General features: G+C 72.3%; 22 protein-coding genes. 12 read left to right on the top strand and 10 right to left on the bottom strand.

From position 1 onward, the window contains the following. Positions 1–77 precede the first annotated feature (77 nt). Positions 78–530: an AzlC family ABC transporter permease gene (locus tag ABEA82_RS38675; protein ID WP_425588521.1), complete on the bottom strand. Its 453-nt coding sequence runs from the start codon at positions 528–530 to the stop codon at positions 78–80. Positions 531–655: 125 nt separating this feature from the next. Between ABEA82_RS38675 and ABEA82_RS15315 the strand changes: the two genes are divergently transcribed. From ABEA82_RS15315 to ABEA82_RS15305, 3 genes are read left to right on the top strand one after another with little or no spacing between them, the layout of a single operon-like run. Then, a complete protein-coding gene (locus ABEA82_RS15315; RefSeq protein ID WP_345662015.1) occupies positions 656–2,977 on the top strand; it encodes a glycosyl hydrolase family 95 catalytic domain-containing protein in 2,322 nt (773 codons plus the stop codon). Between the two features lie 26 nt (positions 2,978–3,003). Further along, positions 3,004–4,893 carry a glycoside hydrolase family 97 protein gene (locus ABEA82_RS15310; protein WP_345662014.1) on the top strand — a complete coding sequence of 630 codons (1,890 nt, stop codon included), beginning with the start codon at positions 3,004–3,006 and terminating at the stop codon, positions 4,891–4,893. A 33-nt stretch (positions 4,894–4,926) separates the two neighbouring features. Continuing rightward, positions 4,927–6,159 (top strand): glycoside hydrolase family 88 protein, encoded by a 1,233-nt coding sequence (locus ABEA82_RS15305; protein WP_345662013.1) that lies wholly within the window; start codon positions 4,927–4,929, stop codon positions 6,157–6,159. Positions 6,160–6,174: 15 nt separating this feature from the next. On the opposite strand, the gene ABEA82_RS15300 is transcribed toward ABEA82_RS15305, so the two are convergent. Both ABEA82_RS15300 and ABEA82_RS15295 read right to left on the bottom strand, forming a co-directional pair. Then, a complete protein-coding gene (locus tag ABEA82_RS15300) occupies positions 6,175–7,452 on the bottom strand; it encodes an alginate lyase family protein (protein WP_345662012.1) in 1,278 nt (425 codons plus the stop codon). Between the two features lie 102 nt (positions 7,453–7,554). Further along, positions 7,555–9,234, bottom strand: coding sequence for an NAD-dependent malic enzyme (locus ABEA82_RS15295; RefSeq protein ID WP_345662011.1), 1,680 nt, complete (start codon positions 9,232–9,234; stop codon positions 7,555–7,557). A 160-nt stretch (positions 9,235–9,394) separates the two neighbouring features. On the opposite strand from ABEA82_RS15295, the gene ABEA82_RS15290 reads away from it, so the two are divergent. The 8 genes from ABEA82_RS15290 (at position 9,395) to hypA (ending at position 15,875) form a co-directional block, all read left to right on the top strand. Next, positions 9,395–10,969 (top strand): hypothetical protein, encoded by a 1,575-nt coding sequence (locus ABEA82_RS15290; protein WP_345662010.1) that lies wholly within the window; start codon positions 9,395–9,397, stop codon positions 10,967–10,969. Position 10,970: 1 nt separating this feature from the next. Continuing rightward, positions 10,971–12,062 (top strand): NADH-quinone oxidoreductase subunit B family protein, encoded by a 1,092-nt coding sequence (locus ABEA82_RS15285; protein ID WP_345662009.1) that lies wholly within the window; start codon positions 10,971–10,973, stop codon positions 12,060–12,062. Positions 12,063–12,123: 61 nt separating this feature from the next. After that, positions 12,124–13,917, top strand: coding sequence for a nickel-dependent hydrogenase large subunit (locus ABEA82_RS15280; RefSeq protein ID WP_345662008.1), 1,794 nt, complete (start codon positions 12,124–12,126; stop codon positions 13,915–13,917). After that, positions 13,910–14,452, top strand: a complete 543-nt coding sequence (locus tag ABEA82_RS15275; protein WP_345662007.1) for a NifU family protein — start codon at positions 13,910–13,912, stop codon at positions 14,450–14,452. The genes ABEA82_RS15280 and ABEA82_RS15275 overlap by 8 nt, the downstream gene beginning before the upstream one ends. Continuing rightward, positions 14,449–15,045 carry a DUF5947 family protein gene (locus tag ABEA82_RS15270; RefSeq protein ID WP_345662006.1) on the top strand — a complete coding sequence of 199 codons (597 nt, stop codon included), beginning with the start codon at positions 14,449–14,451 and terminating at the stop codon, positions 15,043–15,045. Before ABEA82_RS15275 ends, ABEA82_RS15270 begins: the two co-directional genes overlap by 4 nt. A gap of 42 nt (positions 15,046–15,087) precedes the next feature. Next, complete coding sequence (locus ABEA82_RS15265; protein ID WP_345662005.1) at positions 15,088–15,294, top strand: hypothetical protein; 207 nt, start codon at positions 15,088–15,090, stop codon at positions 15,292–15,294. Positions 15,295–15,316: 22 nt separating this feature from the next. Further along, positions 15,317–15,511 (top strand): hypothetical protein, encoded by a 195-nt coding sequence (locus ABEA82_RS15260; protein ID WP_345662004.1) that lies wholly within the window; start codon positions 15,317–15,319, stop codon positions 15,509–15,511. A 7-nt stretch (positions 15,512–15,518) separates the two neighbouring features. Next, on the top strand, positions 15,519–15,875 hold the full coding sequence (hypA, locus tag ABEA82_RS15255; RefSeq protein WP_345662003.1) for a hydrogenase maturation nickel metallochaperone HypA: 357 nt from the start codon (positions 15,519–15,521) through the stop codon (positions 15,873–15,875). Between the two features lie 49 nt (positions 15,876–15,924). Here hypA and hypE read toward each other — a convergent pair whose 3' ends face one another. The 7 genes from hypE to ABEA82_RS15220 are packed head-to-tail and all read right to left on the bottom strand — an operon-like array spanning position 15,925 to position 23,832. Then, positions 15,925–16,995 (bottom strand): hydrogenase expression/formation protein HypE, encoded by a 1,071-nt coding sequence (gene hypE, locus ABEA82_RS15250; RefSeq protein ID WP_345662002.1) that lies wholly within the window; start codon positions 16,993–16,995, stop codon positions 15,925–15,927. Then, positions 16,988–18,130 carry a hydrogenase formation protein HypD gene (hypD, locus tag ABEA82_RS15245; RefSeq protein ID WP_345662001.1) on the bottom strand — a complete coding sequence of 381 codons (1,143 nt, stop codon included), beginning with the start codon at positions 18,128–18,130 and terminating at the stop codon, positions 16,988–16,990. The genes hypE and hypD overlap by 8 nt, the downstream gene beginning before the upstream one ends. Continuing rightward, the gene (locus tag ABEA82_RS15240; RefSeq protein WP_003988167.1) at positions 18,127–18,408 is read right to left on the bottom strand and encodes a HypC/HybG/HupF family hydrogenase formation chaperone; all 282 of its coding nucleotides are present in this window, start codon (positions 18,406–18,408) and stop codon (positions 18,127–18,129) included. Before ABEA82_RS15240 ends, hypD begins: the two co-directional genes overlap by 4 nt. 3 nt (positions 18,409–18,411) lie before the next feature. Next, positions 18,412–20,733 carry a carbamoyltransferase HypF gene (gene hypF, locus ABEA82_RS15235; RefSeq protein ID WP_345662000.1) on the bottom strand — a complete coding sequence of 774 codons (2,322 nt, stop codon included), beginning with the start codon at positions 20,731–20,733 and terminating at the stop codon, positions 18,412–18,414. After that, positions 20,730–21,467 carry a hydrogenase nickel incorporation protein HypB gene (gene hypB, locus ABEA82_RS15230; RefSeq protein WP_345661999.1) on the bottom strand — a complete coding sequence of 246 codons (738 nt, stop codon included), beginning with the start codon at positions 21,465–21,467 and terminating at the stop codon, positions 20,730–20,732. Before hypB ends, hypF begins: the two co-directional genes overlap by 4 nt. Before the next feature lie 38 nt (positions 21,468–21,505). Continuing rightward, complete coding sequence (locus tag ABEA82_RS15225; protein WP_345661998.1) at positions 21,506–22,093, bottom strand: hydrogenase maturation protease; 588 nt, start codon at positions 22,091–22,093, stop codon at positions 21,506–21,508. Next, positions 22,090–23,832 (bottom strand): hydrogenase maturation protein, encoded by a 1,743-nt coding sequence (locus ABEA82_RS15220; RefSeq protein WP_345661997.1) that lies wholly within the window; start codon positions 23,830–23,832, stop codon positions 22,090–22,092. The genes ABEA82_RS15225 and ABEA82_RS15220 overlap by 4 nt, the downstream gene beginning before the upstream one ends. A 266-nt stretch (positions 23,833–24,098) precedes the next feature. Between ABEA82_RS15220 and ABEA82_RS15215 the strand changes: the two genes are divergently transcribed. After that, complete coding sequence (locus ABEA82_RS15215; RefSeq protein WP_345661996.1) at positions 24,099–25,145, top strand: LacI family DNA-binding transcriptional regulator; 1,047 nt, start codon at positions 24,099–24,101, stop codon at positions 25,143–25,145. Positions 25,146–25,300 lie beyond the last annotated feature (155 nt).

The raw sequence follows: 25,300 nt of genomic DNA, 5'->3' as shown, positions 1-25,300 counted from the left end.
AGCCGCGGCGCGGTGTCTTTCTCTACACCTACCGGGTGAACCTGAGACAGGACCGGGTCGCCCACGCGACGGTGGTGTCAGGCCGGTACGTCTTCGGAGTCAGCGCGGGGAACGACAAGGCGGCGATCAGACAGCTCGTACGTCGCGTGGCGATGCATCTGTCCCAGCGGGGTGAGGCGCCGGCGGGGGCCGGACGGTGAGGACGAGGGAGCCGAGCAGGCCCCCGCGGTCGCGCTGCCGGCCCAGTACAGGTGCAGGTAGCACTGCAGCCACAGGATGCGCGGGCTCGACCAGCCGCGGGCCTGCTCGCCGGCGGTCAAGGCGTACGCCTCGTCGGTGAGCGCGAAGGTGCTGTACGTCTTGGCGAGCCGGCCGCGCACCCGGTGCAGCGGGAAGGACAGCGCGTAGTCGAGCCCCGACCGGACGACAAGTGCCCCGAAGGCCAGACCGAGCGGCAGCATGCCGAGGCCGGCGGAGGCACAGCCCTGAACGGCGGCCCGCGCCGCGGACGGAGCCGACAGAGCCGCCACCCCTGCGATACATCGGATGGGTGAGTAACTCCCGTTGCTCTCTGAGTCATTGACAGCCCGACAGACCCTGCTACCTTCCCCGATACACCCGATGTATCGGAGATCTGCCAGCTCTGGAGGACAAGATGACCTCACAGCCGGAGCACCATTCGACCGTCGCCCGCAGAGCCGTGCTCGGCACCGCGCTGGGCGGCGCGGCAGCGGCGGCCCTGCCTGGGACGGCAAGCGCCGAGGAACCCGCACCGAAGGCGCCGTCCGTCGTCGACGCGGAGCGCGCACGCCCCTGGAAACTGCGCTCCACCATGACCACCGACGACGCCTGGGAGACGTTCCTGCGCCGACAGGACCTGCTGTGGACCAGACTGCCGACCCGCTGGTACGAGGGTCCGTTCCTCGGCGACGGGCTGCTCGGCAGCATGATCTACCAGGAACCCGGCGCCAACCGGATCCGCTTCACCGTCCAGCACGGCCGAGTCCAGGACCACCGCCCCGAGTTCGGCAGCGGCTGGGGCACCTGCCGCCTGCCGGTCGGGCACCTCACCCTCGAACCGGTCGGCACCATCACCGCCGTCGACTGGCGGCTCAGCCTGTGGAACGCCGAACTCACCGGCACCGTCACGACCAGCGCCGGCACCCTCACCCTCTCCGCCCTCGTCCACGACGAGGTACTCGCCGTCCGGGTGCGGGCCTCCGGTGACGAGCGCACCGTGTGGACCTTCCACCCCGAGGAGGCGGTCAGCCCCCGGAAGATCCAGGAAGCCCCACCCGAGGGCTACACCCCCAACCCGCCCTGGACCACCCGGACCACACCCGACGGCACCGAACAGGTGCTCCAGCCGCTCACCGGCGGCCAGACCGCCACCGCCTACCGGCGCGACGGCGGCGAACTGCTCCTCAGCGTCGGGCACAGCGCGCCCTCCACGACCGCGGCCGAGGCCGACTCGCTCCGCACCCTGCGGCGCGCCGGGTCGTACAGCGCCCTCAGGAAGCGGCACACCGGCTGGTGGCACGCCTTCTACCAGAAGAGCTTCGTCTCGTTCCCCGACCAGCGGCTGCAGAGCTTCCACTGGATCCAGCTGTACAAGGTCGCCTCCGCCAGCCGCGCCGGCGGTCCCGTGATGGCCACCTCCGGGCCCTGGCTTGAGCCCACCCCCTGGCCCGCCGTCTGGTGGAACCTCAACGTCCAGCTGGAGTACTGGCTCATCCACGGCTCCAACCACCTGGAACTGGACTCGCTCGCCACGACCTTGCGCCAGAACCAGGAACAGCTCATCGCCAACGTCCCCGCCGCCTACCGCGGGGACAGCTCCGGCGTCGGCCGCAGCTCCGACATGTTCGCCAACCGGAGCGTGGGCCGGCCGGGCACCGGCGCCGAGGTCGGCGACCTCACCTGGGCCCTGCACAACGTGTGGCTGTCCTACCGGCACTCCATGGACAAGTCCCTGCTGCGCGACACCGTCTTCCCGGTGCTGCGCCGGGCGGTCAACTACTACCTGCACTTCCTCACACCGGGCAGCGACGGCAAGCTCCACCTGCCCAGCACGCTCTCGCCCGAGTACCCCGTCGTGCCACCGCAGGACACCAACTACGACCTGGCGCTGATCCGCTGGGGCTGCCGGACCCTCATCGAGTCCGCGGAACTGCTGGGGATCGAGGACGAGTCGAAGCCGCGCTGGCAGGAGGTGCTGGCCAAGCTGACCCCGTACCCGGTCGACTCGAACGGCTTCATGATCGGCGCCGACACGCCCTACGCGCAGTCCCACCGCCACTACTCGCACCTGCTGATGGTGTACCCGCTGTACCTGGTCAACTGGGACCAGCCCGAGAGCCGCGACCTGATCAGCAAGTCGATCGTCCACTGGCACGCGCTGACCGGCGCCCACCGCGGCTACAGCTACACCGGAGCCGCCTCGATGTACGCCATGACCGGTGACGGCGACACCGCGATCAGCTATCTGCGGAAGTTCTTCGACCCCTCCACCCGCTACCCGTGCCAGGCCAACACCCACTACACCGAGGCCGGTCCGGTCATCGAGACGCCGCTGTCCGCCTCGCAGTCCCTGCACGACATGTTCTGCCAGAGCTGGGGCGGCGTGATCCGCGTCTTCCCGGCCGTCCCCACCGCGTGGGCGGACGTCACCCTGCACGACTTCCGCACCCAGGGCGCCTTCCTGGTCAGTGCCGTCCGCAAGGGTGGGACCACCCGGTTCATCCGCGTCAGGAGCCTGGCGGGCGAGCCCCTGAAACTGAGGCACGGTATCGGCGGGCGGCTCACCGTACTGCTCGACGACGGCACACCGGCCCGCACCCGGGACCTGGGCGACGGCACGCTCGCCATCGAGCTGCCCAAGGGGCGTGAAGTGCTCGTCCATTCCGGCTCCCGCCCCGACCTCGTCATCGCGCCCGTCACCGTCAGCGAACCCGGCCCCGCCTGGGGACTGCCGTAACGACCACACACCTCGGAGGGTTCTTCATGGCTTTTCCGATCAGAACCGCGGTCGCCGCGCTGTGCGCCGGACTGGCGGCCACACTCCTCACCACCGCCCCTGCCCGAGCGGAGAAGCAGGAGCACGCCTGGACGGTGTCCGCCGGCGCACACGCGCCCCGCGCGCGGATCACCCTGGACGACAGCACCGGCACACTGAACCTGTCGGTGACCCGTGACGGCCGTACGGTCATCGAGCCGTCACCCGTCGGCATCGTCACCGAACAGGCCGACGCCAGCCGGGAATTACGCTTCCTGCACCGCAAGAACCGGACGGTCGAGGAGCGGTACCGCACCAAGTCCGGCAAACGACTGGACAGACGGGTTCGCATGCACGAGACCCGGCTGTCGTTCGCCACCCCCGCCGGCGCCCGGCTCGATCTGCTCGTCCGGGCCTCCGCCGACGGAGTCGCCTACCGTTACGTGCTGCCCGCCGGGCACGGTGACGTGCTCGGCGAGACCTCCGCGTTCCACCTGCCGCCGGACGCACGCGCCTGGCTGGGCACCTACCGGGCCGACAACGAGGGCCAGTTCACCGAGTACACCGCCGCCACGGCCCCCACCGGCGAGTACTCGGACCAGGCCCTGTTCGAGACGGCCGGCGGATACACCCTGCTCGCCGAGTCCGACCTCACCGGCACCTACTCCGGCGCCCGGCTCGCCCACGACAAGGGCAGCGGCACCTACCGCGTCGAACTGGCCGACGCCCGGGTGAAGACCGACGGGCCCCTCACCACCCCCTGGCGGGCCATGGTCACCGGCGACCTGGCCACCGTCACCCGCTCGACTTTCACCGACGACCTGGCGCCGGCCTCCAAGGTCGCCGACACGTCCTGGATCAAGCCCGGCACCGTGCTGTGGACCTGGCTCGCCGGCGGCCGCCCGGCCGGCCAGAGCCTCGCCGCGCAGAAGGCGTACGTCGACTACGCCGCCGAGCGGAACTGGCCCTACGAGGCCGTCGACGCGGGCTGGTACTTCAGGACCGACGCGTGGGACACCACCGACCCGGACTGGCAGACCAACAGCTGGATGCCCGAACTCACCGCGTACGCCCGCGCCAAGGGCGTCGGCATCATCGTCTGGATCCACCAGCGGGAACTCGACACACCCGAGGAACGCGCACAGTGGCTGCCGACCCTGGAACGGTGGGGCGTCAAGGGCGTCAAGATCGACTTCATGGACTCCGAGGCGCAACCGACCCTGAAGTGGTACGACGCCGTCCTCGCGGACACCGCCGCCCACCACCTCATGGTCGACTTCCACGGCTCCACGATCCCCAAGGGCATCCAGCGCACCTGGCCCCACGTCATGACCCTCGAGGGCGTCGCCGGTGAGGAGAAGCGGAACAACACCGCGGCCCACCTCACCACCCTGCCCTTCACCCGCAACGTCCTCGGCTCCATGGACTTCACCCCCGGAGCCTTCCAGCGCGTCGGACTGCGCCCCAACTCCGACGCGGCCGAGGCCGGACTCGCCGTCGCCTACGAGTCGGGCCTCCAGATGTTCGCCGGCACCCCCGAGTCGTACGACGCCCGCCCGCTCGCCCGGGACTTCTTCGACCAGGTCCCGGCCGCCTGGGACGACACCCGGCTGCTCACCGGCCGGCCCGGGCAGGAAGCCGTGCTCGCCCGCCGCAGCGGTGACCGCTGGTTCCTGGGCGGGGTGTACGCCGGTGCCGCCCGCACGGCCGAGGTCCCGCTGACCATCGGTTCGGGACGGTGGCTGGTCGAGACGATCGAGGACGGCACCGGCGGACTCGTGCGGAACCGGAAGGTACTGCGGGGCGGCGACGCCCTCACCGTGGACGTGGTCGCGGGCGGCGGCTTCGCCGGGATCGCGTGTCCCTGGCGCCCGGGCGTCACCACCTGTCATCGCTGACGATCGCTCATCCCCTCATCCGGAAGGACCGACATGAGTGTTTCCCGGCGCACTGTGCTGGCCACGGCGGCCGGTGCCGCGGTGACAGGCGCCTCGTCCGCCCCGGCCGCGGTCGCGTACGCGGCTTCCGGCCGGGCACCGGCATCCGCCCTGAGCAAGCTCCGCGCGGCGGCCGACTACGCCGTCGAGAAGATCGGCGCCGTCGCGCCGGCCGTGACCGCCTTCCCCGTGGGCACGCAGTTCGAGAAGTGGGTCTACTCGCAGGACGGCGGCTGGGTCGGCGGATTCTGGCCGGGCACGCTGTGGATGGCATGGCTGCACAGCGGGGACGAAGCCTTCCGCGCCCAGGCGCTCGCCTCGGCGCGGAAGCTGGCCCCTCGCCAGGACGACACCGGCACGCACGACCTCGGATTCCTCTTCTACCCGTCCTGGGTCACCGCCTGGCGGCTCACGGGTGACGAGGCGTGGCGGACCGGCGCCCTGCGGGCGGCCGACTCGCTGAGCCGACGGTACAACCCGCGCGGGCGCTTCATCAGGGCGTGGGGCGCACTGGACGACCCGAAGAACGCCGGCCGGGTCATCATCGACACGATGATGAACCTCGATCTCCTGGCCTTCGCGAGCAGCCAGACCGGCGACGAGAGGTACCTGGACATCGCCGTGCAGCACGCGAGGACCGCGCAGCGCGTCTTCCCGCGCCCGGACGGATCGACCCCGCACGTCTACGACTTCGACCCGGAGAGCGGCGCGCCGCTCGGCCCGGGCACCGTGCAGGGATACAGCCCCACGTCGTGCTGGTCGCGCGGGCAGGCGTGGGGACTGTACGGGTTCACCACCATGTACCGCAGGACCGGGAAGCGGGATTTCCTGGCCACCGCCCGCAGGCTCGCGGACTACGCGGTCGCGGCCCTGACCCCGGACCACGTCCCGGTGTGGGACTACCGCGCGCCGCAGCAGCCCCACGACGTCAAGGACGCGTCGGCCGGAGCGATCATGGCCTGCGGGCTCCTCGACCTGTCCGCCGCGACCGGTGAAGGCACGTACCGCGAGGTGGCCCTGAGGCTGCTCACCGCACTGTCGGAGACGTGCCTGACGAGGAACTCGGCCCGGGCGGAAGCGGTGGTGGCCCGCTGCACCCGCAACCGCCCGGCCGAGGACGGAGTCGAGATCTCCCTGCCCTATGCCGACTACTACCTGCTGGAGGGCATCCTGCGCGTGCTGCGGCCGCGGGACGTCGACCGGGCGATCGACCTCTCCACGGTCTGACCGGCCGGGGTCCGGTCAGCCCGCGATGGAGTCCAGCTGTTCCGCCGCCGGGCGCAGCGCCCACAGGTCGCCGCCCGGTGGCTCCTCCAGCGAGGGCACGGCCTTCCGCGCCCGCCCGTCTCCGGCGTCGGCGGCCGCGTGGACGACATCGGTCGCCGCGTACCGGTCGAACTCGAGCTCCGGATGCGGCCAGGCGGCGGCACCCGTGGCGGCGGGCAGGAGGTAGTCGACCGCCTTGAACAGACTCTGGCCCTCAGGGCCTCGATAGGCCCACAGGTCCACTCCGACGTGCCGGCCGATGGCCGCCAGCCGGGCGTGGGCGACCAGGGTGAAGGCCGAGTAGTGCCAGCTCCTGGTGCGGGTCAGCTCCTGGGGCTGCCTGCCGTCGGACGCGATCTGCGGCACGATGCGCTTGACCCGGGCGTCGAGCACGGTCCGGCGGGCCAGCTCCCGGTCACCGGTGGCGTAGGCGAGTCCGGCGAGCAGCAGGTCGTAGAAGGTTCCGTGGTTGTTGCCCGCGGCGGCCTCCTGCTTGCCGAAGTCGCTGGTGCCGAGCCAGTCGCGGAAGGCGGTGTTCCACCTCTTCATGCCCGTGCGGTCCTTCGCGGTCCAGCCCGGGGCGCCGGTCTCCAGGAGCGCGAGCGCGTCGAGGACGCTGGTGTACGACTGGGAGAAGTCGATGATGCCGATGGCGCGGCCGTCGTACTTGCACGGGATGAACTGCGCGTGGTTCAGATTCGGGTTCATCCTCGTGGCCGGGTCGAGGAACCAGGTGCGCAGGACCTGCCCGGCCTTCTCGGCGTACCGCCTCTCGCCCGTGTAGTACCACGCGAGAGAGAGGTCGTACGCGGAGTCGAACGTCTTCTCGACGTCCTGCCGGTCGGTGCCGGAGTCGACCTCGGGGTTGCGCTCGCCGTCGCGTTGCACGTAGGGGCAGCCCCACGGGTTGTCCGAGGTCGGTGTCTTGGAGGGCCACCAGTACGGGGCCTGGCTGAGGTAGTCGTGGACGTCACCGCTGGGAGCGGGCCGGGGTTTGTCGACGACGGTCCAGGGCCCCTGGCCCAGCCATCTGTCCGCACGGGTCCGCAACGTCCCGACGGCCCGCCGGAGTTGTGGGTCGCCGTGGTCCAGGAGGATCTTCGTCCGTTGCAGACGCGCGCCGTCCAGCACGGCGGTGTCCGGGATTCGGTGCGCGGGGTGCGCCTGCGTCCGGGCCGAGGCGACCGGCACGGCTCCCGTGACGAGCGTCGTGAGGGCCAGGACGAGGGCGCCTAATCGTGCTCCTGCACTCATGATCCACTCCTGTTCATGTTCGTGAACATTGTTCAGGTGTGTGGCGACATGAGCATGGCACGATTCGGGCGAGCCGAAAAGGGCCCCCGTGCGCGGTCCTGTCTAGTCCTCGTACCGCGGTGTCCACTGCGCCATCGCGATCGCCGTGCGCAGTTCCTCCTCCGTCGCCCGCGGCGCGACCCCGTCCTCGACGGCGGCGAGAGCCGCGGCCAGGGCGATCTCGCGGGCGGCTTCGCGCATCCCGCTCAGGGGCGGCAGCAGCGGCACCGGCACGTCGTCGCCGTCCGCCGCGCGCACCGCACACCGTGCGACGGCGCGGGCGGCGGCCACCAGCATGCGGTCGGTGACCCGGGTGGCCCGGCTCGCGGTGACCGCGAGCCCCATGGCCGGGAAGACGTACACGTTGTTCGACTGGGCGACCGGCACTTCACGCCCGTCCACCGTGAGCGGCGGGAAGGGCGAGCCGGTGGCGATCAGCGCCCGGCCGCCGGTCCAGCGGGTGAGGTCCGCGGGATCGGCCTCGGAGTGCGAGGTGGGGTTGGAGAGCGGGAAGACGACGGGCCGTTCGCAGGTGGCGGCCATCTGCCGCACGACCTCCTCGGTGAACGCGCCGTGGGCCGTCGACAGCCCGATCAGCGCCGTCGGCTCGACCCGGCGCACCACTTCGGCGAGGCCGGTGCCGTCCCAGCCGGTCACCTCACTGTCGTCCCGCGCGAACATCCGCTGCTGCGGCGTCAGTTCACCGCGCGAGCGCACCAGGAGGCCGTCCACGTCCAGGATCCAGAACCGTGCCGTGGCCTCGTCCTCCGTCAGCCCTTCGTCGACCATGGCCGTACGGATCATGTCGGCGACACCGATGGCGGCCGACCCCGCCCCCAGGATCACCACGCGCTGCTCGGCCAGCGGGGTGCCCGCCACGTCCGCCGCCGTGGACAGGGCACCGAGTGTGACGGCCGCGGTGCCCTGGATGTCGTCGTTGAACGTGAGCAGCCGGTCCCGGTAGCGCGCCAGGATCGGATGGGCGTGGGCCGTGGCGAAGTCCTCCCACTGGAGCAGCGTTCCGGGCAGCTCCGCCTCGACCGCCGACACGAAGGCCTCGATCATCTCGTCGTACTCGGCACCGGTCAGCCTGCGCTCACGCCTGCCCAGATAGCGCGGATTGCCGAGCAGGTCCTCGTTGTCGGTGCCGACGTCCAGCAGGATCGGCAGGGTGCGGGCGGGATGGATGCCGCCGATCGCCGTGTAGAGGCTGAGCTTGCCGATGGGGATGCCCATGCCGCCGACGCCCTGGTCGCCCAGGCCGAGGATGCGCTGCCCGTCGGTGACGACGACGACGTCCACGTCCTGGCGCCCGTGCGGGCGGTTGCGCAGGATGTCCCGGAAACGGTGCCGGTCCTCCCACGTCAGGAACAGACCGCGGGGCCGTCGGTAGATCTCGCTGAAACGCCGGCACGCCTCACCCACCGTCGGGGTGTAGACGACGGGCAGCAGCTCCTCCAGGTACTCGGTGACCAGACGGTAGAAGAGCACCTCGTTCGTGTCCTGCAACTGGCGCAGATAAATGTGCCGGTTGAGGGGCTTGTCGTAACCGTGGAACGCCTCGTAGGCGCGGGCGACCTGCTCGTCCAGGGTCTCCACGGCGGGCGGCAGCAGCCCGTCGAGACCGAGTTCCGCGCGTTCCTCCCGGCTGAAGGCGGTGCCCTTGTTCACCAGCGGGTCGGCCAGGGTCGTGACGGCGGGGCTGGTGGACGTGCGGGGGCGGTGGGTCGTCGGCTGGTTCATGGTGTGACGTCTTCCCCCGGCCGGCCGGTTCGTGCAGCCCCGTTCCACCCCGCGCCGGACCCGAACGGCCCAAGGACACTGCGCCGGAGGAGGCGACAGGGGATGAGCGGTGTGACCGTGGTGGAAGGGATGCGCGTGCACACCCGGACAAGGAGGCGCGATGGCGGAGGTACTGGCCGAGGGCGGCACGACGTGCGCTGCCCCGAGGCACGGCGCGGAGCGCGCCGCCGCGAGCGGTGGCGCGGTTGTGCCGGAGGACCGGCGCCCGGACGCCTTCGAGCAGATGAGCGCCGTCGCCGACGCCGTCCTCTACGAGGGCTACCTCCTCTACCCCTACCGCCGGTCATCCGCCAAAAACCGTGTCCGATGGCAGTTCGGGGTGCTGTTCCCGCGGGACTGGGTGGAGTCCGACGGCCCCGTCGTCCCCGGCGTGTCCGGCTCCGCCGACTCCTGGTACCAGCAGACCGAGTGCCTGCTGCGGACCAGCCACCCCGGTGGCGCGTCCGTACGGGTGCGGGTCCGCTACCTCCAGATGCAGCACAAGCAGGTGGAGGAGGCCGGCCCGGACGGCCGGCACCACGCCGTCGTGTCGCTGCGCACCGACGACGGCACGACGCATCTGACCTTCGACGAGGCCGTGCCGCGTGACGGCGATGTCGACGTACCGCTCGACGAACTCCTCCAGGGCGGACGCACCGTTCCCGTGGGCGCGGCGGCCGGCGAGGAGGTCGAGCCCCTGCCCGCGGGCGCGGGACGGATCGTGCGGCGCCGCGAGGAGGTCCGGGCCGACACCACCGTCACCGCCGAGCGGCTCCAGGACGACCTCTTCCGGCTGAGGGTGCGCACCACGAACAGCGGGCCGGCGCCGCGGTCGACGACCTCGCGCGACGAGGCACTGCGCCGGGCGCTCATCGCCACCCACACCCTCGTCGGCGGCGAGGGCGTGGAGTTCGTCTCGCTGATCGATCCGCCGGCCGACCTGCGCACGCTCGCCCGCTCGTGCCGGAACGAGTTCACCTTCCCGGTCCTCGGCGGGCGAGCCGACGACGAAGCGCAGGTCCTGCTGTCCGCCCCGATCATCCTGCCCGACCACCCCCAGGTGGCCCCCGAGAGCCCGGGCGACCTCCACGACGCCGCCGAGATCGACGAGATCCTCACGCTGCGCACGATGCTGCTGACCGACGAGGAGAAGCGCGAGGCACGTGCCACCGACCCGAGGGCGGCCGCGATCCTCGACCGGGTCGACACCATGCCGCAGGAGGTCTTCGAACGACTGCACGGCGCCGTCCGCTCGCTGGCACCGGTCACCCCGGCGAAGCCGGCCTCCCCCGAACGCCCCGCGTGGTGGCAGGAGGGCGCCGACGACGGGCTGTCCCCGGCCACCGACACCGTGCTCGTCGACGGCGTGTCCCTCGGCGGGGGCAGCCGCGTCCGGCTCCGCCCCCGCGGCCGGGGCGCCGACGCCCAGGACATGTTCCTGGCCGGCCGCACCGCCCGGGTCGCCGCCGTCTTCCACGACGTGGACGGCAGCGTGCACCTCGCCGTCACCCTCGACGACGACCCCGCAGCCGAACTGCACACCTGGTACGGCCGCTTCCACTACTTCCGGCCCGACGAGCTCGAACCGCTCGAGCCCGCCGGAGACCCGGACGAGCCGCCGGCACCGGCTCCCGCCGCCGCCAAGGAGGCGCGGCACACGACCGACTCCGATACCCCCGCAGCGGAGGCCGAGTGACATGACAACGAACAGCAGTACCGCCGAGGTCAGCAAGGAACCCAGCCGCGCAGAGGAGCGACAGGGCTTCGACGAGATCACCATCCTCTGGATCTCCGAAGGCATGAGCTGCGACGGGGACACCGTCTCCCTGACCGCGGCCGGCCAGCCCTCCATCGAGGACCTGGTGCTCGGCCTGATCCCGGGCCTGCCGAAGGTGAACCTGGTCAACAAGGTGCTCTCCCCGAGCCTGGGCGGCGAGGACTTCCTCGCCCCCTACCGGGCGGCCGCACGCGGCGACCTGGAGCCGTTCATCCTCGTCATCGAGGGCTCTGTCCCGAACCAGAACATCATCGAGGGCGACGGCTACTGGACGTCGTTCGGCAACGACCCGGAGACCGGCGAGCCGCAGACCCTGAACTGGTGGATCGACCAACTGGCCCCCAAGGCCTGGGCGGTGGTGGCCGCGGGTACCTGCGCCACCTTCGGCGGCATCCACGCCATGTCCGGCAACCCGACCGGCTGCATGGGCCTCGCCGACTACCTGGGCTGGGACTACACCTCCCGGGGCGGGCTGCCCATCGTCAACGTGCCCGGCTGCCCGATCCAGCCCGAGAACTTCATGGAGACCCTGGTCTGGGTCCTCTACCACGCGGCCGGTTCCGCGCCCCCGCCCCCGCTGGACCACATGCTGCGCCCGCAGTGGCTGTTCGGGAAGACGGTCCACGAGGGCTGCGACCGCGGCTCCTACTACGAGCAGGCCAACTTCGCGAAGGACTACAACTCGCCCAAGTGCCTGGTCAAGACGGGCTGTTGGGGCCCGGTCGTGAACTGCAACGTGCCCAAGCGCGGCTGGATGGCCGGCATCGGCGGCTGCCCGAACGTCGGCGGCATCTGCATCGGCTGCACGATGCCCGGCTTCCCCGACGCCTTCATGCCGTTCATGGACGAGCCCCCCGGCGGCACCCTGTCGTCCCTGGCCATCAAGCCCTACGGCGCGGTCATCCGCCGCCTGCGCGGCATGACCAACGAGCTGGTCAACCACGAGCCCAAATGGCGCCACAACAAGCGCAAGCTGACCAGCGGCTACGACCCGCACTGGCGGGCCCGATGACGTCCGGCACGCACCGCACGACCCACCGACCGAACACCGACAGCGAGGGACAGTACCGCAGATGACCACAACCGAGGCCCGGCCCACGGAGCGCAAGACGCCACAGCTCGTGGACATGTCCTGGGATCCGATCACCCGGATCATCGGGAACCTGGGCATCTACACGAAGATCGACTTCGCCAACCGGGAAGTCGTCGAATGCCACAGCACCTCGTCGCTGTTCCGCGGCTACTCGGTGTTCATGAAGGGCAAGGACCCGCGCGACGCGGGGTTCATCACGTCCCGGATCTGCGGCATCTGCGGCGACAACCACACCACCTGCTCCGACTACGCCCAGCAGATGGCCTACGGCGTCAAGCCGCCCCCGCTGGCCGACTACATCGTCAACCTCGGCGAAGCGGCGGAGTACATCTTCGACCACACGATCTTCCAGGACAACCTGGTCTTCGTGGACTTCTGCGAGGCGATGGTCAAGTCCACCAACCCCAGCCTCCTGTCCCGCGCCGAGCGCACCGACGCACCCCGCGGCGAGATCCACGGCTACCGCACCATCGCCGAGATCATGCGGGCCTTCAACCCCTTCGAGGGCGAGGTCTACAAGGAGGCCCTGAAGGTCAGCCGCATCACCCGGGAGATGTTCTGCCTGATGGAGGGGCGGCACGTCCACCCGTCGACGCTGTACCCGGGCGGTGTCGGCACGATGCCGCAGCCGACCGCCTTCACCGACTACCTCAGCCGGCTCATGCGGGTCATCGACTTCGTGAAGAAGGCCGTCGCCATGAACGACGACGTCTTCGACTTCTTCTACGAGGCGCTGCCCGGCTACGAGGAGGTCGGCCTCCGCCGCACCCTGCTGGGCTGCTGGGGCGCCTTCCAGGACCCCAGGACCGTCGACTACCGCTACGAGACGATGAACACCTGGGGCAAGCAGATGTACGTCACCCCGGGCGTCATCGTCGACGGCGAACTCGTCACCAACAACCTCGTCGACATCAACCTCGGCCTGCGCATCCTGCTGGGCAGCTCCTACTACGAGGACTGGGTCAACGAGCAGCCCTTCGTCACCCACGACCCGCTCGGCAACCCCGTCGACATGCGCCATCCGTGGAACCAGACCACCGTCCCGGTACCGCAGAAGCGCGACTTCGACGACAAGTACAGCTGGGTGATGAGCCCCCGCTGGCTCGACCCCCGCACCGGGGACCACCTCGCCCTCGACACGGGCGGCGGCCCGCTCGCCCGGCTGTGGTCGACCGCCCTGAGCGGCCTCGTCGACACCCCGTACGTCAAGTCCACCGGGCACAGCGTGCGCATCTCCCTGCCCAAGGGTGAGTCGCTCCCGGAGACGACCCTGGAGTGGCGCATCCCGAAGTGGAGCAACACCATCGAACGCGACCGCGCGCGGCCGTACTTCGTCGCCTACGCGGCCGCGATGGCCCTCCAGTTCCTGGAGGAGGCCATGGGACTCGTGCGGGCGGGCGAGACCAAGGTGTTCGAGAACTACGAGGTGCCCGACGAGGCGATCGGCTGCGGCTTCCACGAGGCGGTGCGCGGTGTCCTCTCCCACCACCTGGTGATCAAGGACAAGAAGATCGCCAACTACCACCCGTACCCGCCCACCCCGTGGAACGCCAGCCCCCGTGACATGTACGGCACCCCGGGGCCGTACGAGGACGCCGTCCAGGGCCAGCCCATCTTCGAGGAGAACGGGCCGGACGACTTCAAGGGCGTCGACATCATGCGCACCGTCCGCAGCTTCGACCCCTGTCTGCCGTGCGGTGTGCACATGTACGTCGGCAAGGGCAAGACGCTGACCACCCTGCACTCGCCGACGTACGGGGCGAACCATGGCTGAGGCCGCCGCGCCGGAACGGCTGGCGGACCCGGACGTCGAGGCCCGGCTCGCCCGGCTCGACGAGGTGCTGGACGGGCTGGAGCCCGTCCCCGGCCCCGCCACGGAGGCGGTACGGCTGCTCACCGAGGTCTACGGCGAGGCCCTGGCCCGCGTCCTGGACCACGCCGACGAGCAGCTGGCCGGCAGCCTCGCCGAGGACGAGCTGCTGGGGCACCTGCTGGTGCTGCACGACATCCACCCCGAGCCCGCCGAGCTCCGGGCGGCCCGCGCGGTCGAACGGCTGCGCCCCGCCGTACAGGAGCGGGGCGGCGACGTGGAGTGGGCCGGTGTGGAAGGGGAGGTCGGCCGGGTCCGCCTGACGTCGGGCGGCGGGTGCGGTTCCGGCTGCGGTGACGGAGCCACCCAGGTCACCGACGCGGTCCGTGAGGCCGTCCTCGCCGTGGCGCCGGAGCTGACGGCGGTGGAACCACTGCCGACGACGCCGGCTCCCGCGTTCGTACCGCTGACCACGCTGACGCACCGGGGCGCACGGTGACCACGGACGGGGCCCTGGCCCGCCTCATCCGCTCCACGGCCGACCGCACGGCGGCGGCCCGGACGGAGGTGTGCGACCTGTGCGCCGCGCCCGTCGCCGACGAGCACGCCCATCTGTACGACACCGGGCAGGACGAGGTGCGCTGTGTGTGCCGCCCCTGCTCGGTGCTGTTCGCCGGGACCGGGGCGGGGGACGGCCGCTACCGGCTCGTGCCCCGGCGCCGGGTCCGGCTGCCCGCCGTCGACACGGCGGCGCTGGGCGTACCGGTGGGCATGGTCTTCTTCGTGCCCCGGGCGGACGGCACGGTCACCGCCGAGGGCCCGAGCCCCGCGGGCGCCATGCGGTGGGAGGTGGACACGGCGGCCTGGAAGGAACTGGCCCGGACGTGTCCGCAGCTCGCCACCGTGGAACCCGACGTGGAGGCGCTGCTGGTGAACACCGTCCACGGCCTCGACCACCACTGGATCGCACCGATCGACGACTGCTACCGGATGGTCGCCGTCGTCCGCCGGGAGTGGCGCGGTCTGTCCGGCGGAGGCCGGATCTGGCCGGCCGTCGAGCAGTTCTTCGAGGAACTCACCGAGCGGTCATGAACACGCACTCCGCAGGTCGGAGGCGAGGAAGGAGAACACCCCATGGGCAGCATCAGAGTGGGCCGGCCCCAGGCCAAGCCCGACACGCCCGGGCATGTCACCGGCATGCACCAGGGCAACAGGGGTCGGTACGAGGAGCAGAAGGGGCACCACCCGGACGGCACCGCCGACGCGCGCCGCTCCACGGGGATCCACTGGAAGCGGCATGACGCCCTCGTGGAGGTCATGCCGAACATCCCGCCGGGATGACGGAGAGCAGGGAGTCGCCGCAATGAAGGTGCAACGAGTACGCAGACGCGTCACCCGCAGACGGGGCAGGAGCGGACAGCGGGTGCTGATGGCCGAGGCCGCCCTGATGGGCGGCGCGACCCTGGCGCTGCTGGCCTGGGAGCTGCCCAGCCTGCGGCGCGAGGTGCGGATCTGGCGGATGGCCGGCGGTTTCCGCGCGGGCCGCCGCTATCCGTGAGCAGCCCGTGCACGAGCTGTCGATCGCGACCGCGATCATCGAGCGGGCCGACGAACTGGCCCGGGCGGACGGGGCCGAGGCGGTCTCGGCCGTGACCGTCCGGGTCGGTGAGCTGGCGGGCGTCGTCCCCGACGCGCTGGGCTTCGCCTTCGAGGTGGCCCGTGACGGCACCGCCCTCGCGGGGGCCCGGCTCGTGGTCGAGCAGGTCCCCGCGCAGGCCTGGTGCGGCCCGTGCGCCGAGCAGTTCCCGGTGGGCATGCCACCGTTCTTCTGGTGCCCGCGCTGCGACCAGCCCTCCAGCGACCTGCGCAGCGGCCGGGAACTGGAGATCGCCGGGATCGAGCCGTCACCGACCCCGGCATAGCCCGAGGGGGCCCCGCCGGCACACCGGCGGGGCCCCCTCGCACGCCCGGTCAGCAGATGCGCGGCAACTGCTCGCCGAGCGGCAGATCCACCACCCGGGTGCCGCCGAGACCGGTGGCGACCACCACCATGCCCGGATGGTCGGCGACGCACTCGCCGATCAGCGTGGCCCCGGCGCCCTGCGGGTGGGCCCGCATCGCGGCCAGCACCTGCTCCGCCTCCGACGGGGGAACGAAGGCGACCAGCCGCCCCTCGTTGGCGACGTACAGCGGGTCGAGCCCGAGGAACCCGCAGGCGTTCGCCACCGCGTCCGGCACCGGAACGGCACGCTCCTGGAGCCGCACCCCGGTCCCGGAGGCCCGGGCGATCTCGTTCAGGGACGCCGCCAGACCACCCCGGGTGGGGTCGCGCAGCACATGGACGTCGGGCGTGACGGCCAGCATCGCGGCCACCAGATCCGCCAGCGGAGCGGTGTCACTGGCGACCTCGACGCCGAACTCCAGCCCCTCCCGCACGCTCATGATCGCCACCCCGTGCAGGCCGATCGGCCCGCTGACGATCACGGCGTCCCCGGGCCGGGCCCGCTGCGGCCGGATGTCCACCCCGTCCGGGACGAGCCCGACACCGGCGGTGGTGACGTACACCCCGTCGCCGTGCCCGGACTCCACCACCTTGGTGTCACCCGTGGCGACGGTGACCCCGGCGGCCTTTGCCGCCGCGCCCATGGCCCGCGCGATCCGTTCCACGACCGTCAGCTCCACGCCTTCTTCCAGCACGAAGGCGGCGGAGAGGTACGCCGGCCGCGCACCGCTCATCGCCAGGTCGTTCACGGTCCCGTTGACCGCCAGGTCGCCCAGGCTGCCACCGGGGAAGAACAGCGGCCGGACGACGTAGGAGTCGGTGGAGAACGCCAGCCGCGCGCCGCCCAGTTCGAGGACGGCGGAGTCGGCGAGGCCGGCCAGGGTGGGGTTGCCGTAGGCGGGTGTGAAGACCTGCTCGATCAGCTCGGCCGACAGCGCGCCGCCACCGCCGTGCCCCATCACCACGACCGGCTGGTCGCGCAGGGGGGCGGGGCAGGTCCAGCCGGCCGGGTCGACCACATCGGCGAGTTGCTCAGGCAACGGGGTTCATCTCCTCCCGCGCGGCCCCTTCGGCCTGCGGCGTCGGGGCGTTCATCCGGCGGTACAGGTAGTACGCCGCGCAGGCACCCTCGCTGGACACCATGGTGGCGCCGAGCGGCGTACGCGGGGTGCAGGTGGTGCCGAAGGCGGCGCACTCGGTCGGCTTGATCAGTCCCTGGAGCACCTCGCCGCTGCGGCACTCGGCGGGTTCCTCGGTACGGATCCCGGTGACGTCGAAGCGGTGCTCGGCGTCGAACGCGCGGAAGGCGTCACTCAGCCGCCAGCCACTGCCCGGGATCCGCCCGATCCCGCGCCAGGCCCGGTCGGTGACCTCGAACACCTCCTCGATCATGCGCACGGCGGCCGGATTGCCCTCCTCGCGCACGGCACGCGGGTACGCGTTCTCCACCCGGTGCTCGCCACGCTCCAGCTGACGGACCGCCCGGCGGATGCCCTCCAGGATGTCCAGCGGCTCGAACCCGGTCACCACCATCGGCACGCGGAACCGCTCGGTCAGCTCCGGATACTCCGCCGTGCCCATCACGCTGCACACGTGCCCGGCGGCCAGGAAGCCCTGCACCCGGCACTCCGGCGCCGTCATGATCGCCTCGATCGCCGGGGGCACCCGGACATGCGACACCAGCAGGCTGAAGTTGCCCAGCCCCAGGCGGCGCGCCTGGTGCACGGCCATCGCGTTGGCCGGGGCCGTGGTCTCGAAGCCGATCGCGAAGAACACCACCTCCCGGTCCGGGTGGCGGCGGGCCAGCTCCAGCGCGTCGAGCGGCGAGTACACCACACGCACGTCACCGCCCTCGCCCTTGACCCGGAACAGGTCACGGCCGGTGCCGGGGACCCGCAGCATGTCGCCGAAGGAACAGAAGATCACCTCGGGCCGCGAGGCGATCTCCAGCGCCTTGTCGATGACCTCCAGCGGAGTGACACAGACAGGACAGCCGGGGCCGTGGATCAACTCCACCTGCTCGGGCAGTAGTTGGTCGATGCCGTGCCGGATGATCGAGTGGGTCTGCCCGCCGCACACCTCCATCAGGGCCCACGGCCGGGTCGCGGTGGCACGGATCTCGTCCAGCAGCCGCCGGGCCAGATCCGGGTCGTTGAACTCGTCGATGTACTTCACGCCGTTCCCGCCTCCTTGGCCGCCTGCTCCCAGGCGTCGCCGAACTCCTCCTCCAGCAGCCCCAGTTCCTCGAACAGCTTCAGCGAGGCCAGGGCCGACTCCTCGTCGAGGCGCTGGAGCGCGAAGCCGACGTGCACGATGACGTACTCACCCACCCGCACATCGGGCACGTACTCCAGGCACGCCTGCTTCTGCACTCCGCCGAAGTCGATGAGCCCGGTGAGCGGGTCCGCGCCGTCCTCGATGGCCACGACCTTGCCGGGCACTGCCAAACACATGGGTCACTCCTTCTGTCGTAGGTGCGCCGCGACCACCAGCTGGCCGAGGGCCAAACCGCCGTCGTTCGGCGGGACTTCGCCGTGTCGGAGGACCGTGAAACCGTCCTCCGACAGCAGCCGCGCGCACTCCTCCTCCAGCAGCGCGTTGGCGAACACCCCGCCGCTGAGCGCGACGGTGGCCAGGCCGGTGTCCTGGCGCGCCCGCCGGCAGGCCTCGGCGACGGCCCGCGCCACGGCGCGGTGGAAGCGGGCGGCGAGCACGGGGGCCGGGGTGCCGCGCCGCAGATCGGCGACCAGCGCGCCGAGCACGGGCGCCGGGTCGAACACGCCGTCGGCGAAGCCGAAGGTGTAGGCCGAGGCACCGTCCTCCCGGGTCGAAGCGGCGGCGGCCTCCAGCTCGAGGGCGGCCTGCGCTTCGTACCCCGCGCGATGGCACACACCCACGAGGGACGACACGGCGTCGAAGAGCCGGCCCATGCTGGACGTCGCGGCGCAGGCCACACCTCGCGCCAACTGCCGTTCCAGAACCACCAGTTCATCGGGTGTGCAAGCGGCGACGGCGGGCAGGTCCGGGTCCCACGGCAGACCCGCCGCCCACAGCCGCGCCAGGGCCAGCCGGCAGGGGTTGGCGACGCCCGCGTCCCCGCCGGGCAGCGGGGCGGGGGCGAGGTGGGCCAGGCGGCGGAAACCGGTGTAGCCGGCGAGGAGGATCTCGCCGCCCCAGACGGTGCCGTCGTCGCCGTAGCCCGTGCCGTCGAAGGCGACGCCGATCACGCGTGCGGTGCCGTCGAGGCCGTGCTCGGCCATCGCCGAGGCGATGTGCGCGTGGTGGTGCTGGACCAGCACGGGGGCGTGTCCGGCCGTCCGGGCGGCCCACCGCGCCGAGTGGTATCCCGGGTGCCGGTCGGCGGCGACGACCTCGGGACTGACGCCGGTCAGGGACCGCAGGTGCGCCGCCGCCCGCTCCGCCGCCGCCAGGGTGCTCAGATCACCCATGTCGCCGATGTGCGGGCCGAACCAGGCCTGGTCGCCCTCGCCGAGGCACAGGGCGTTCTTCAGGTCGCCGCCCACGGCGAGCGCGGGCCGCACCGGCACCGGCAGCCGCAGCGGGCGCGGCACGTACCCACGGGAGCGGCGCTGCACCTGCTCGGTGCCGTCGGGGCGCACCCGCAGCAGGGAGTCGTCACAGGGCGAGGCGATGGGCCGGTCGTGGGCGAGCCAGGCGTCGGCCAGCCCGGCCAGCCGGGTCAGTGCCTCGTCGTCGTCCGTGACGATGGGTTCCCCCGAGCGGTTGCCGCTCGTCATGACCAGGACGCGGGGGCCCGCCGGATCGCCGGGCAGGCCGAAGAGCAGGGTGTGCACCGGGGTGTAGGGCAGCATCACGCCCAGGTGCGGGCTGCCGGGGCAGACACCGGGCGCGAGGCCCGTCCCCTCCGTTCGCCGGCTCAGCAGGACGATGGGGCGCCGGGGGCCGGTGAGGGCGGCCAGTTCAGGAGCCGAGAGCACGGCGATCCGCCGTACGGCGTCCAGGTCGGCGCACATCACCGCGAACGGTTTGCCGCCGCGCGCCTTGCGGGCGCGCAGCGTCTCCACGGCCCGTGCGTCGGTGGCGTCGCACGCCAGGTGGTAGCCGCCCAGCCCCTTGACGGCGACGATCCGCCCGGCGCCCAGCAGGGCCCGTGCCGTCGCCAGGGCGTCGGCGTCGCGGGCCGGGCGGACACCGCTGCCGGGGGCGGGCACCAGGCGCAGCCGCGGGCCACAGCCGGGGCAGGCCACGGGCTGGGCGTGGAAGCGCCGGTCGGCGGGGTCGCCGTACTCCCGGGCACAGTCGGGGCACATCGGGAAGCCGGTCATGGTGGTGACCGCCCGGTCGTACGGCATGCCCGTGGCGATGGTGAACCGCGGCCCGCAGTGGGTGCAGGTGACGAACGGGTGCCGGTGGCGGCGGTCGGCCGGATCGGCCAGCTCCCGCAGGCAGTCGGCGCAGGTCGCCGTGTCGGGCGGGAGGAGGGTGCGCCCGGGGGACTGGTCGGTGGAGCGGATGGTGAAGGAGCCGTCGGCGCGGGTGACGGGCAGGTCCTCCAGCCCGACGCCGGTCACGGTGGCCAGCGGCGGCGGCCGCGTCGTCAGCCGGTCGCAGAAGGCGGCGACACCGTCCGGCGGGCCCTCCACCTCGATGAGGACACCGCTCGCCGTGTTGCTCACGAACCCCACGAGCGTGAGGTCGGTGGCCAGGCGGTGCACGAACGGGCGGAACCCCACGCCCTGCACGGTGCCCCGCACGGTGACGCGGCGGCGCACCACCTGGGCCGCGGGGGCTGTCACGAGACGAGGCCGGCTTCGGCGCCCTCATGGCTGTGGGTGTGCGGACGGGGCGTCAGGGGCGGCCGATGAACGGGGGCTCCGTCCCGTACGGCGAGGACCCGTTCCAGCAGGGTGTCGACACCGTCGCCGCTGCGGGCGCAGGACGGCACCACCTCCACCCCGGGGTTGACCCGCCGCACATGCGCCTCGAACGCGGCCCGGTCGAAGCCGGCGGGCCCGGCCAGATCGGTCTTGGTGAGCACCACCAGATGGGCCGACCCGAAGGCCGTGGGGTACTTGATCGGTTTGTCCTCGCCCTCCGTCACCGCCATGAGCACGATGCGCAGGCTCTCGCCCAGGTCGTAGGAGGCCGGGCAGACGAGATTGCCGACGTTCTCCACGAACAGCACCGAGGTGCCCTCGGGCAGCCAGCTCTCCACGTGGCCGCGCAGCTGCCGTGCCTCCAGATGGCACAGCCCGTCCGTGAGGAGCTGCTTCACCGGAGCTCCCGAGCGGGCCAGCCGGTGGGCGTCGTTCTCGGTCGCCAGGTCGGCGGTGAGCGCGGCCACCGGAAGGCCCCGTTCCACCGCCCGGGCCAGCACCCGTCCGAGCAGTTCGGTCTTGCCGCTGCCGGGGCTGGACAGCAGGTTGACCACGCTCACCCCGCGCCGGGTGAGGTCGTCGCGCAGGTCCGCGGCCAGACCGTCGTTCTTCGCCAGGACGGCCTGAGTGACCTCTTCCATCGACTCGCACATGGGCGCAGCTCCTCGCGGTCGGTAGGGAAATCGTTCCGCTACCGATCCTCCGCGCCCCCGCCCACCGTCCCCGGCAGCCCGGCCGACGACAGGGCGTCGGATTCGTCCGGGCGGCTCAACGCAGGCGTCGCCGCCGGGTCGGCGAGCAGCACCGGGACGATGGCGTGCAGCGCCTCGACGGCCCGCCCGACCGCCTCGCGCACCGTCGCGCTGATGCCCGGGGCGATGTCCTCGTCGGCGGGTGCCCGCAGCTCCGGCTCGCAGGCGAGGACGAGGACACGGGGGAGCGGCTCCTCACCCAGGTGGGCGGCCAGGGCCAGCACCTTCGCCGGGTCCATGCCGTGCGCCTCGGGCGGTGCGCCCCCCGTGGCGCGGTCGGGGAGCTCCGGCTCGATCAGCGACAGGGTGCCCGGCTCGTGTCCCCTCACGGCCGCGTCGACCAGCAGGACGGTGTCGAGGCCGTCGAGCAGGGCGTACGCGAGGTCCATCCCCCGGATGCCGAAGTCCCGCACCCGCACCTCGGGCGGCAGCGGGCGCTGCTCCAGGGCGCGGACCACCTCCGGGCCGAAGGCGTCGTCCGCGAGGAAGATGTTGCCGACGCCCGCGACGAGCAGCCGCGCGCTCATCGTGTGTCTCCGGCGGCCAGGGGCCTCGCGGAGCCGCCCGGGAGCTTGCGGACGAAGGCGGACCGCAGCGCGTGATAGGGGGCCTGCGGGTCGAAGAAGATGGCGCGCATACGGGCGAGTTCGGTCCGCCGGTACTCGGCGAGGGGCCGCTGGAGCTCGTCCGCGTGACGTGCCGTGACCTTGGCGGCGATCCGTTCCGTCAGGTCCGGCTCGCCGGCGAGCCCGGCGGCCAGCCGCTCGACCTCGTCCGGGAACTCCTGTGCCGGGACGGGTAGCAGACGGTCCACCAGTCCGATCCCCTCGGCGGTCGCGGCGCTCACCGGCAACGCCTCGGTCGTCAGCCGCTCGGCCGTCTCGGCGCCCACCCGGCGGGGCAGCGAGTACGTCCAGTACTCCGAGCCGTACAGACCCATGTTCCGGTAGTGCGGGTTGAGGACGCTGCCCGTGCGGCACCAGACCTCGTCGGCGGCGAGGGCGAGCATGACGCCGCCGGCCGCCGCGTTGCCGCCGACGGCCGCGACCACCAGCCGGTCGGTGGTGCGCAGCACCGCCTCGACCAGGTCGTTCATGGCGTTGAGGTTGGACCAGGACTCGCCCGCCGGGTCGTTCGACGCCTCGATGACGTTGAGGTGGATGCCGTTGGAGAAGAAGTCGCGGGCCCCGCCGAGCACCAGGACCGACGTGGCGCGGCTGAGCGCGTACCGGTAGGCGGCGAGCAGCCTGCGGCAGTGGGTGGTGCTCATCGCCCCGCCGGGGAACGAGAAGGTCAGGAACCCGATGTCCCCCCGTTGCCGGTAGCGGATGTCGGTCCAGGTGGTGCGGTCCTGGGGGAGTTCGAGCGGGGCGGCGATCTCGGGCAGCCAGTACGGACGGTCGCTGGAGCCCGGCATGCCATGGAATCCGGGCGGGGCCGGGAAGCCGGCGAGCACCGAGGCCGCCGGGCGGCGGAACGGCGCCGGGTCACCCGAGCTCTTGCGCGGGCGCAGCTCGGGGATCCACACCGCCCCGTCCCGGGTGGCCCGGCAGACCGCGCCGGACCGGGTCGCGAGCAGCTCACCGGGCTCTCCCCGGAGCCGGTCCTCGGGATGCCCGCCGTGCAGGAACACCTCCCGGCCGCAGAGTTCGTCCCGCACCCCGGGCTGCGAGTCGGCCCCGCGGAGCTTGCGCAGCACCGTCTCCGTGCTGTCGTTCTCCCAGTCGATCCGCCGAAGCTCCTGGCGGTAGAAGTCGCGCCACACCACCCGGATGCCCGGATCGCTCTGCGGACGCGGCTTGTACGACCCGTCGGCGTACCGTCGCACGGCCTGGAGGACGGCGGCCGTCGCGGCGTCCGCCACCTCGTTGCGGTACACGTCGCTCTTGCCCACCGGCGGCATCGGGAAGGACCCGTCCGCCCAGACGTCGCCCGCGTCCATGGCGGCCTCGGCCTGGAGCACCGTCACACCCCACCGGGTCGCCCCCTCGGCGATCGCCCAGTCCAGGGACGACGGGCCCCGGTCGCCGGGTGGCCCCGGGTGCACGATCAGGCAGGTGTGCTCCTGCCACACGTCCTCCGGCACGGCCGACTTCAGCATCGGGGCGACGACCAGGTCCGGGCGGGTCTCCCGCACCGCGGCCCGGACCGCGTCGGGCCCGTGCGAGGCGAGCACGACGTCCACCCGGTGGCCCTGGTCCGACAGTTCGGCGTACACACGCTGGGACAGGCTGTTGAACGCGCTGGCGACGAGCAAGATGTCCATGACATCGCATGGTCGCCGTTCGGGAGAGGGCCGAGAAGAACCGTCGCGGCGTTTCGCTGCCCTCTTCCGCTTCCGGGCTACTCGCCCGACGGCGCCGTCAGGGGTACGCCCAGGCCCACCGGGGTGCCGAAGTCCGGGGTGCTGAACCGACTCGGGGCCTTGCGTGAACCGCGCCGCGAAGTACGGAAAACCTTTCAGGGCGGGTATTGACTCGGGCCCTTCCGCCGCGTACGTATGACTGCGCAGTCCGAACCGGGGAGACACCGATGACGCGAGCAGGAGCACGGACGGGTGGGCCCGCGCCGCGGAGCGTGGACGTGGCCCGGCTGGCCGGCGTCTCGCAGAAGACGGTGTCCCGGGTCCTCAACGGGGAGCGGTACGTCTCCGACGAGGTACGGCGGCGGGTGCTCGCGGCGGCCGAGGAACTCGGCTACCGGCTGAACAGCGCGGCCAGGGCACTGGCCTCCGGCCGGACCCGCTCCATCGGCGTGGTCGCGCTCGGAACCGCACTCTACGGTCCCGCCTCGCTCCTGATCGGCATCGAGCGGGCCGCGCGGGACGCCGGATACGCGCTCCGGGTGGTCAACACGCTGGAAGGCGACGCGGGAGGTGTCGTCGGCGCCGTGGAGTCCCTCCTGGAGCAGGGCGTGGACGGCATCGTCGTCTCCGAGCCGATCGACGAGGGGGAGGAGGTCTCGCTCAGCGTCGACGTCCCGGTCCTGGTGCTCGGCGCCCCCGCCGCTTTCGGCGGCACCCGGACCGTGGCCGCGGGGGTGGGAGCCGAACTGCTGGCCAGGACGGCCACCGAGCATCTGCTGGACCTCGGCCACACCACGGTCCACCACGTCGCCGGTCCCGGCCGGTGGTTCGCCGCCCGGGACCGCCTGGCGGGCTGGCGCGGCGCCCTCACCGCGCACGGCAGGGAGCAGCCGGCCGTGCTCACCGGCGACTGGTCGGCCGCGTCGGGCTACGAGGCGGGCCGTGAGCTCGCCGCCGACCCCGGAGTGACCGCCGTGTTCGCCGCCAACGACGACATGGCCATCGGCGTGATCCGCGCCCTCACGGAAGCCGGCCTGCGCGTGCCGGACGACGTCAGTGTGGTCGGCTTCGACGACATTCCCGTCGCCGCCTACGTGACCCCGCCGCTGACCACGGTGCGCCAGCCCTTCGACGCCGTGGCGCGCGAGGGCCTGCGGCTTCTGGTGCGGGCGATCGAGGCACCGGACACGGACCTGCCGCCGCCGGACGACCCACCGGTCGAACTGGTCGTCCGCGCCTCCACCGCGCCGCCGCCGGCCCGGGGCATCCGCTAGGGCGCGCGCGGGTCGGGCTGCCGGGGCCGGGAGAGCGGCCGTCACGGTGGCGGCGACGTCCGCCCGCGAGCCGCAGCCCTCGTCGCCCCTGCGCGTGCCCCCGGGCCGTCGGTCCTGGAGCCTCCCGGCCGGTCGGCCTCCGCGTCGGCCCCGGG

Source organism: Streptomyces venetus (assembly GCF_039540295.1).
Lineage (GTDB): Bacteria > Actinomycetota > Actinomycetes > Streptomycetales > Streptomycetaceae > Streptomyces > Streptomyces venetus.
This window is presented reverse-complemented; position numbering and strand designations above follow the sequence as displayed.

Excerpts from the sequence above, each read along its gene's own strand:
- ABEA82_RS15300 (WP_345662012.1), bottom strand. The coding sequence starts at position 7,452 with ATGAGTGCAGGAGCACGATTAGGCGCCCTCGTCCTGGCCCTCACGACG.
- ABEA82_RS15285 (WP_345662009.1), top strand. The coding sequence starts at position 10,971 with ATGACAACGAACAGCAGTACCGCCGAGGTCAGCAAGGAACCCAGCCGC.
- ABEA82_RS15295 (WP_345662011.1), bottom strand. The coding sequence starts at position 9,234 with ATGAACCAGCCGACGACCCACCGCCCCCGCACGTCCACCAGCCCCGCC.
- ABEA82_RS15215 (WP_345661996.1), top strand. The coding sequence starts at position 24,099 with ATGACGCGAGCAGGAGCACGGACGGGTGGGCCCGCGCCGCGGAGCGTG.
- ABEA82_RS15265 (WP_345662005.1), top strand. The coding sequence starts at position 15,088 with ATGGGCAGCATCAGAGTGGGCCGGCCCCAGGCCAAGCCCGACACGCCC.
- ABEA82_RS15260 (WP_345662004.1), top strand. The coding sequence starts at position 15,317 with ATGAAGGTGCAACGAGTACGCAGACGCGTCACCCGCAGACGGGGCAGG.
- ABEA82_RS15315 (WP_345662015.1), top strand. The coding sequence starts at position 656 with ATGACCTCACAGCCGGAGCACCATTCGACCGTCGCCCGCAGAGCCGTG.
- ABEA82_RS15220 (WP_345661997.1), bottom strand. The coding sequence starts at position 23,832 with ATGGACATCTTGCTCGTCGCCAGCGCGTTCAACAGCCTGTCCCAGCGT.
- ABEA82_RS15280 (WP_345662008.1), top strand. The coding sequence starts at position 12,124 with ATGACCACAACCGAGGCCCGGCCCACGGAGCGCAAGACGCCACAGCTC.
- ABEA82_RS15225 (WP_345661998.1), bottom strand. The coding sequence starts at position 22,093 with ATGAGCGCGCGGCTGCTCGTCGCGGGCGTCGGCAACATCTTCCTCGCG.
- ABEA82_RS15310 (WP_345662014.1), top strand. The coding sequence starts at position 3,004 with ATGGCTTTTCCGATCAGAACCGCGGTCGCCGCGCTGTGCGCCGGACTG.
- hypB (WP_345661999.1), bottom strand. The coding sequence starts at position 21,467 with ATGTGCGAGTCGATGGAAGAGGTCACTCAGGCCGTCCTGGCGAAGAAC.
- ABEA82_RS15240 (WP_003988167.1), bottom strand. The coding sequence starts at position 18,408 with ATGTGTTTGGCAGTGCCCGGCAAGGTCGTGGCCATCGAGGACGGCGCG.
- ABEA82_RS15305 (WP_345662013.1), top strand. The coding sequence starts at position 4,927 with ATGAGTGTTTCCCGGCGCACTGTGCTGGCCACGGCGGCCGGTGCCGCG.
- ABEA82_RS15290 (WP_345662010.1), top strand. The coding sequence starts at position 9,395 with ATGGCGGAGGTACTGGCCGAGGGCGGCACGACGTGCGCTGCCCCGAGG.
- ABEA82_RS15275 (WP_345662007.1), top strand. The coding sequence starts at position 13,910 with ATGGCTGAGGCCGCCGCGCCGGAACGGCTGGCGGACCCGGACGTCGAG.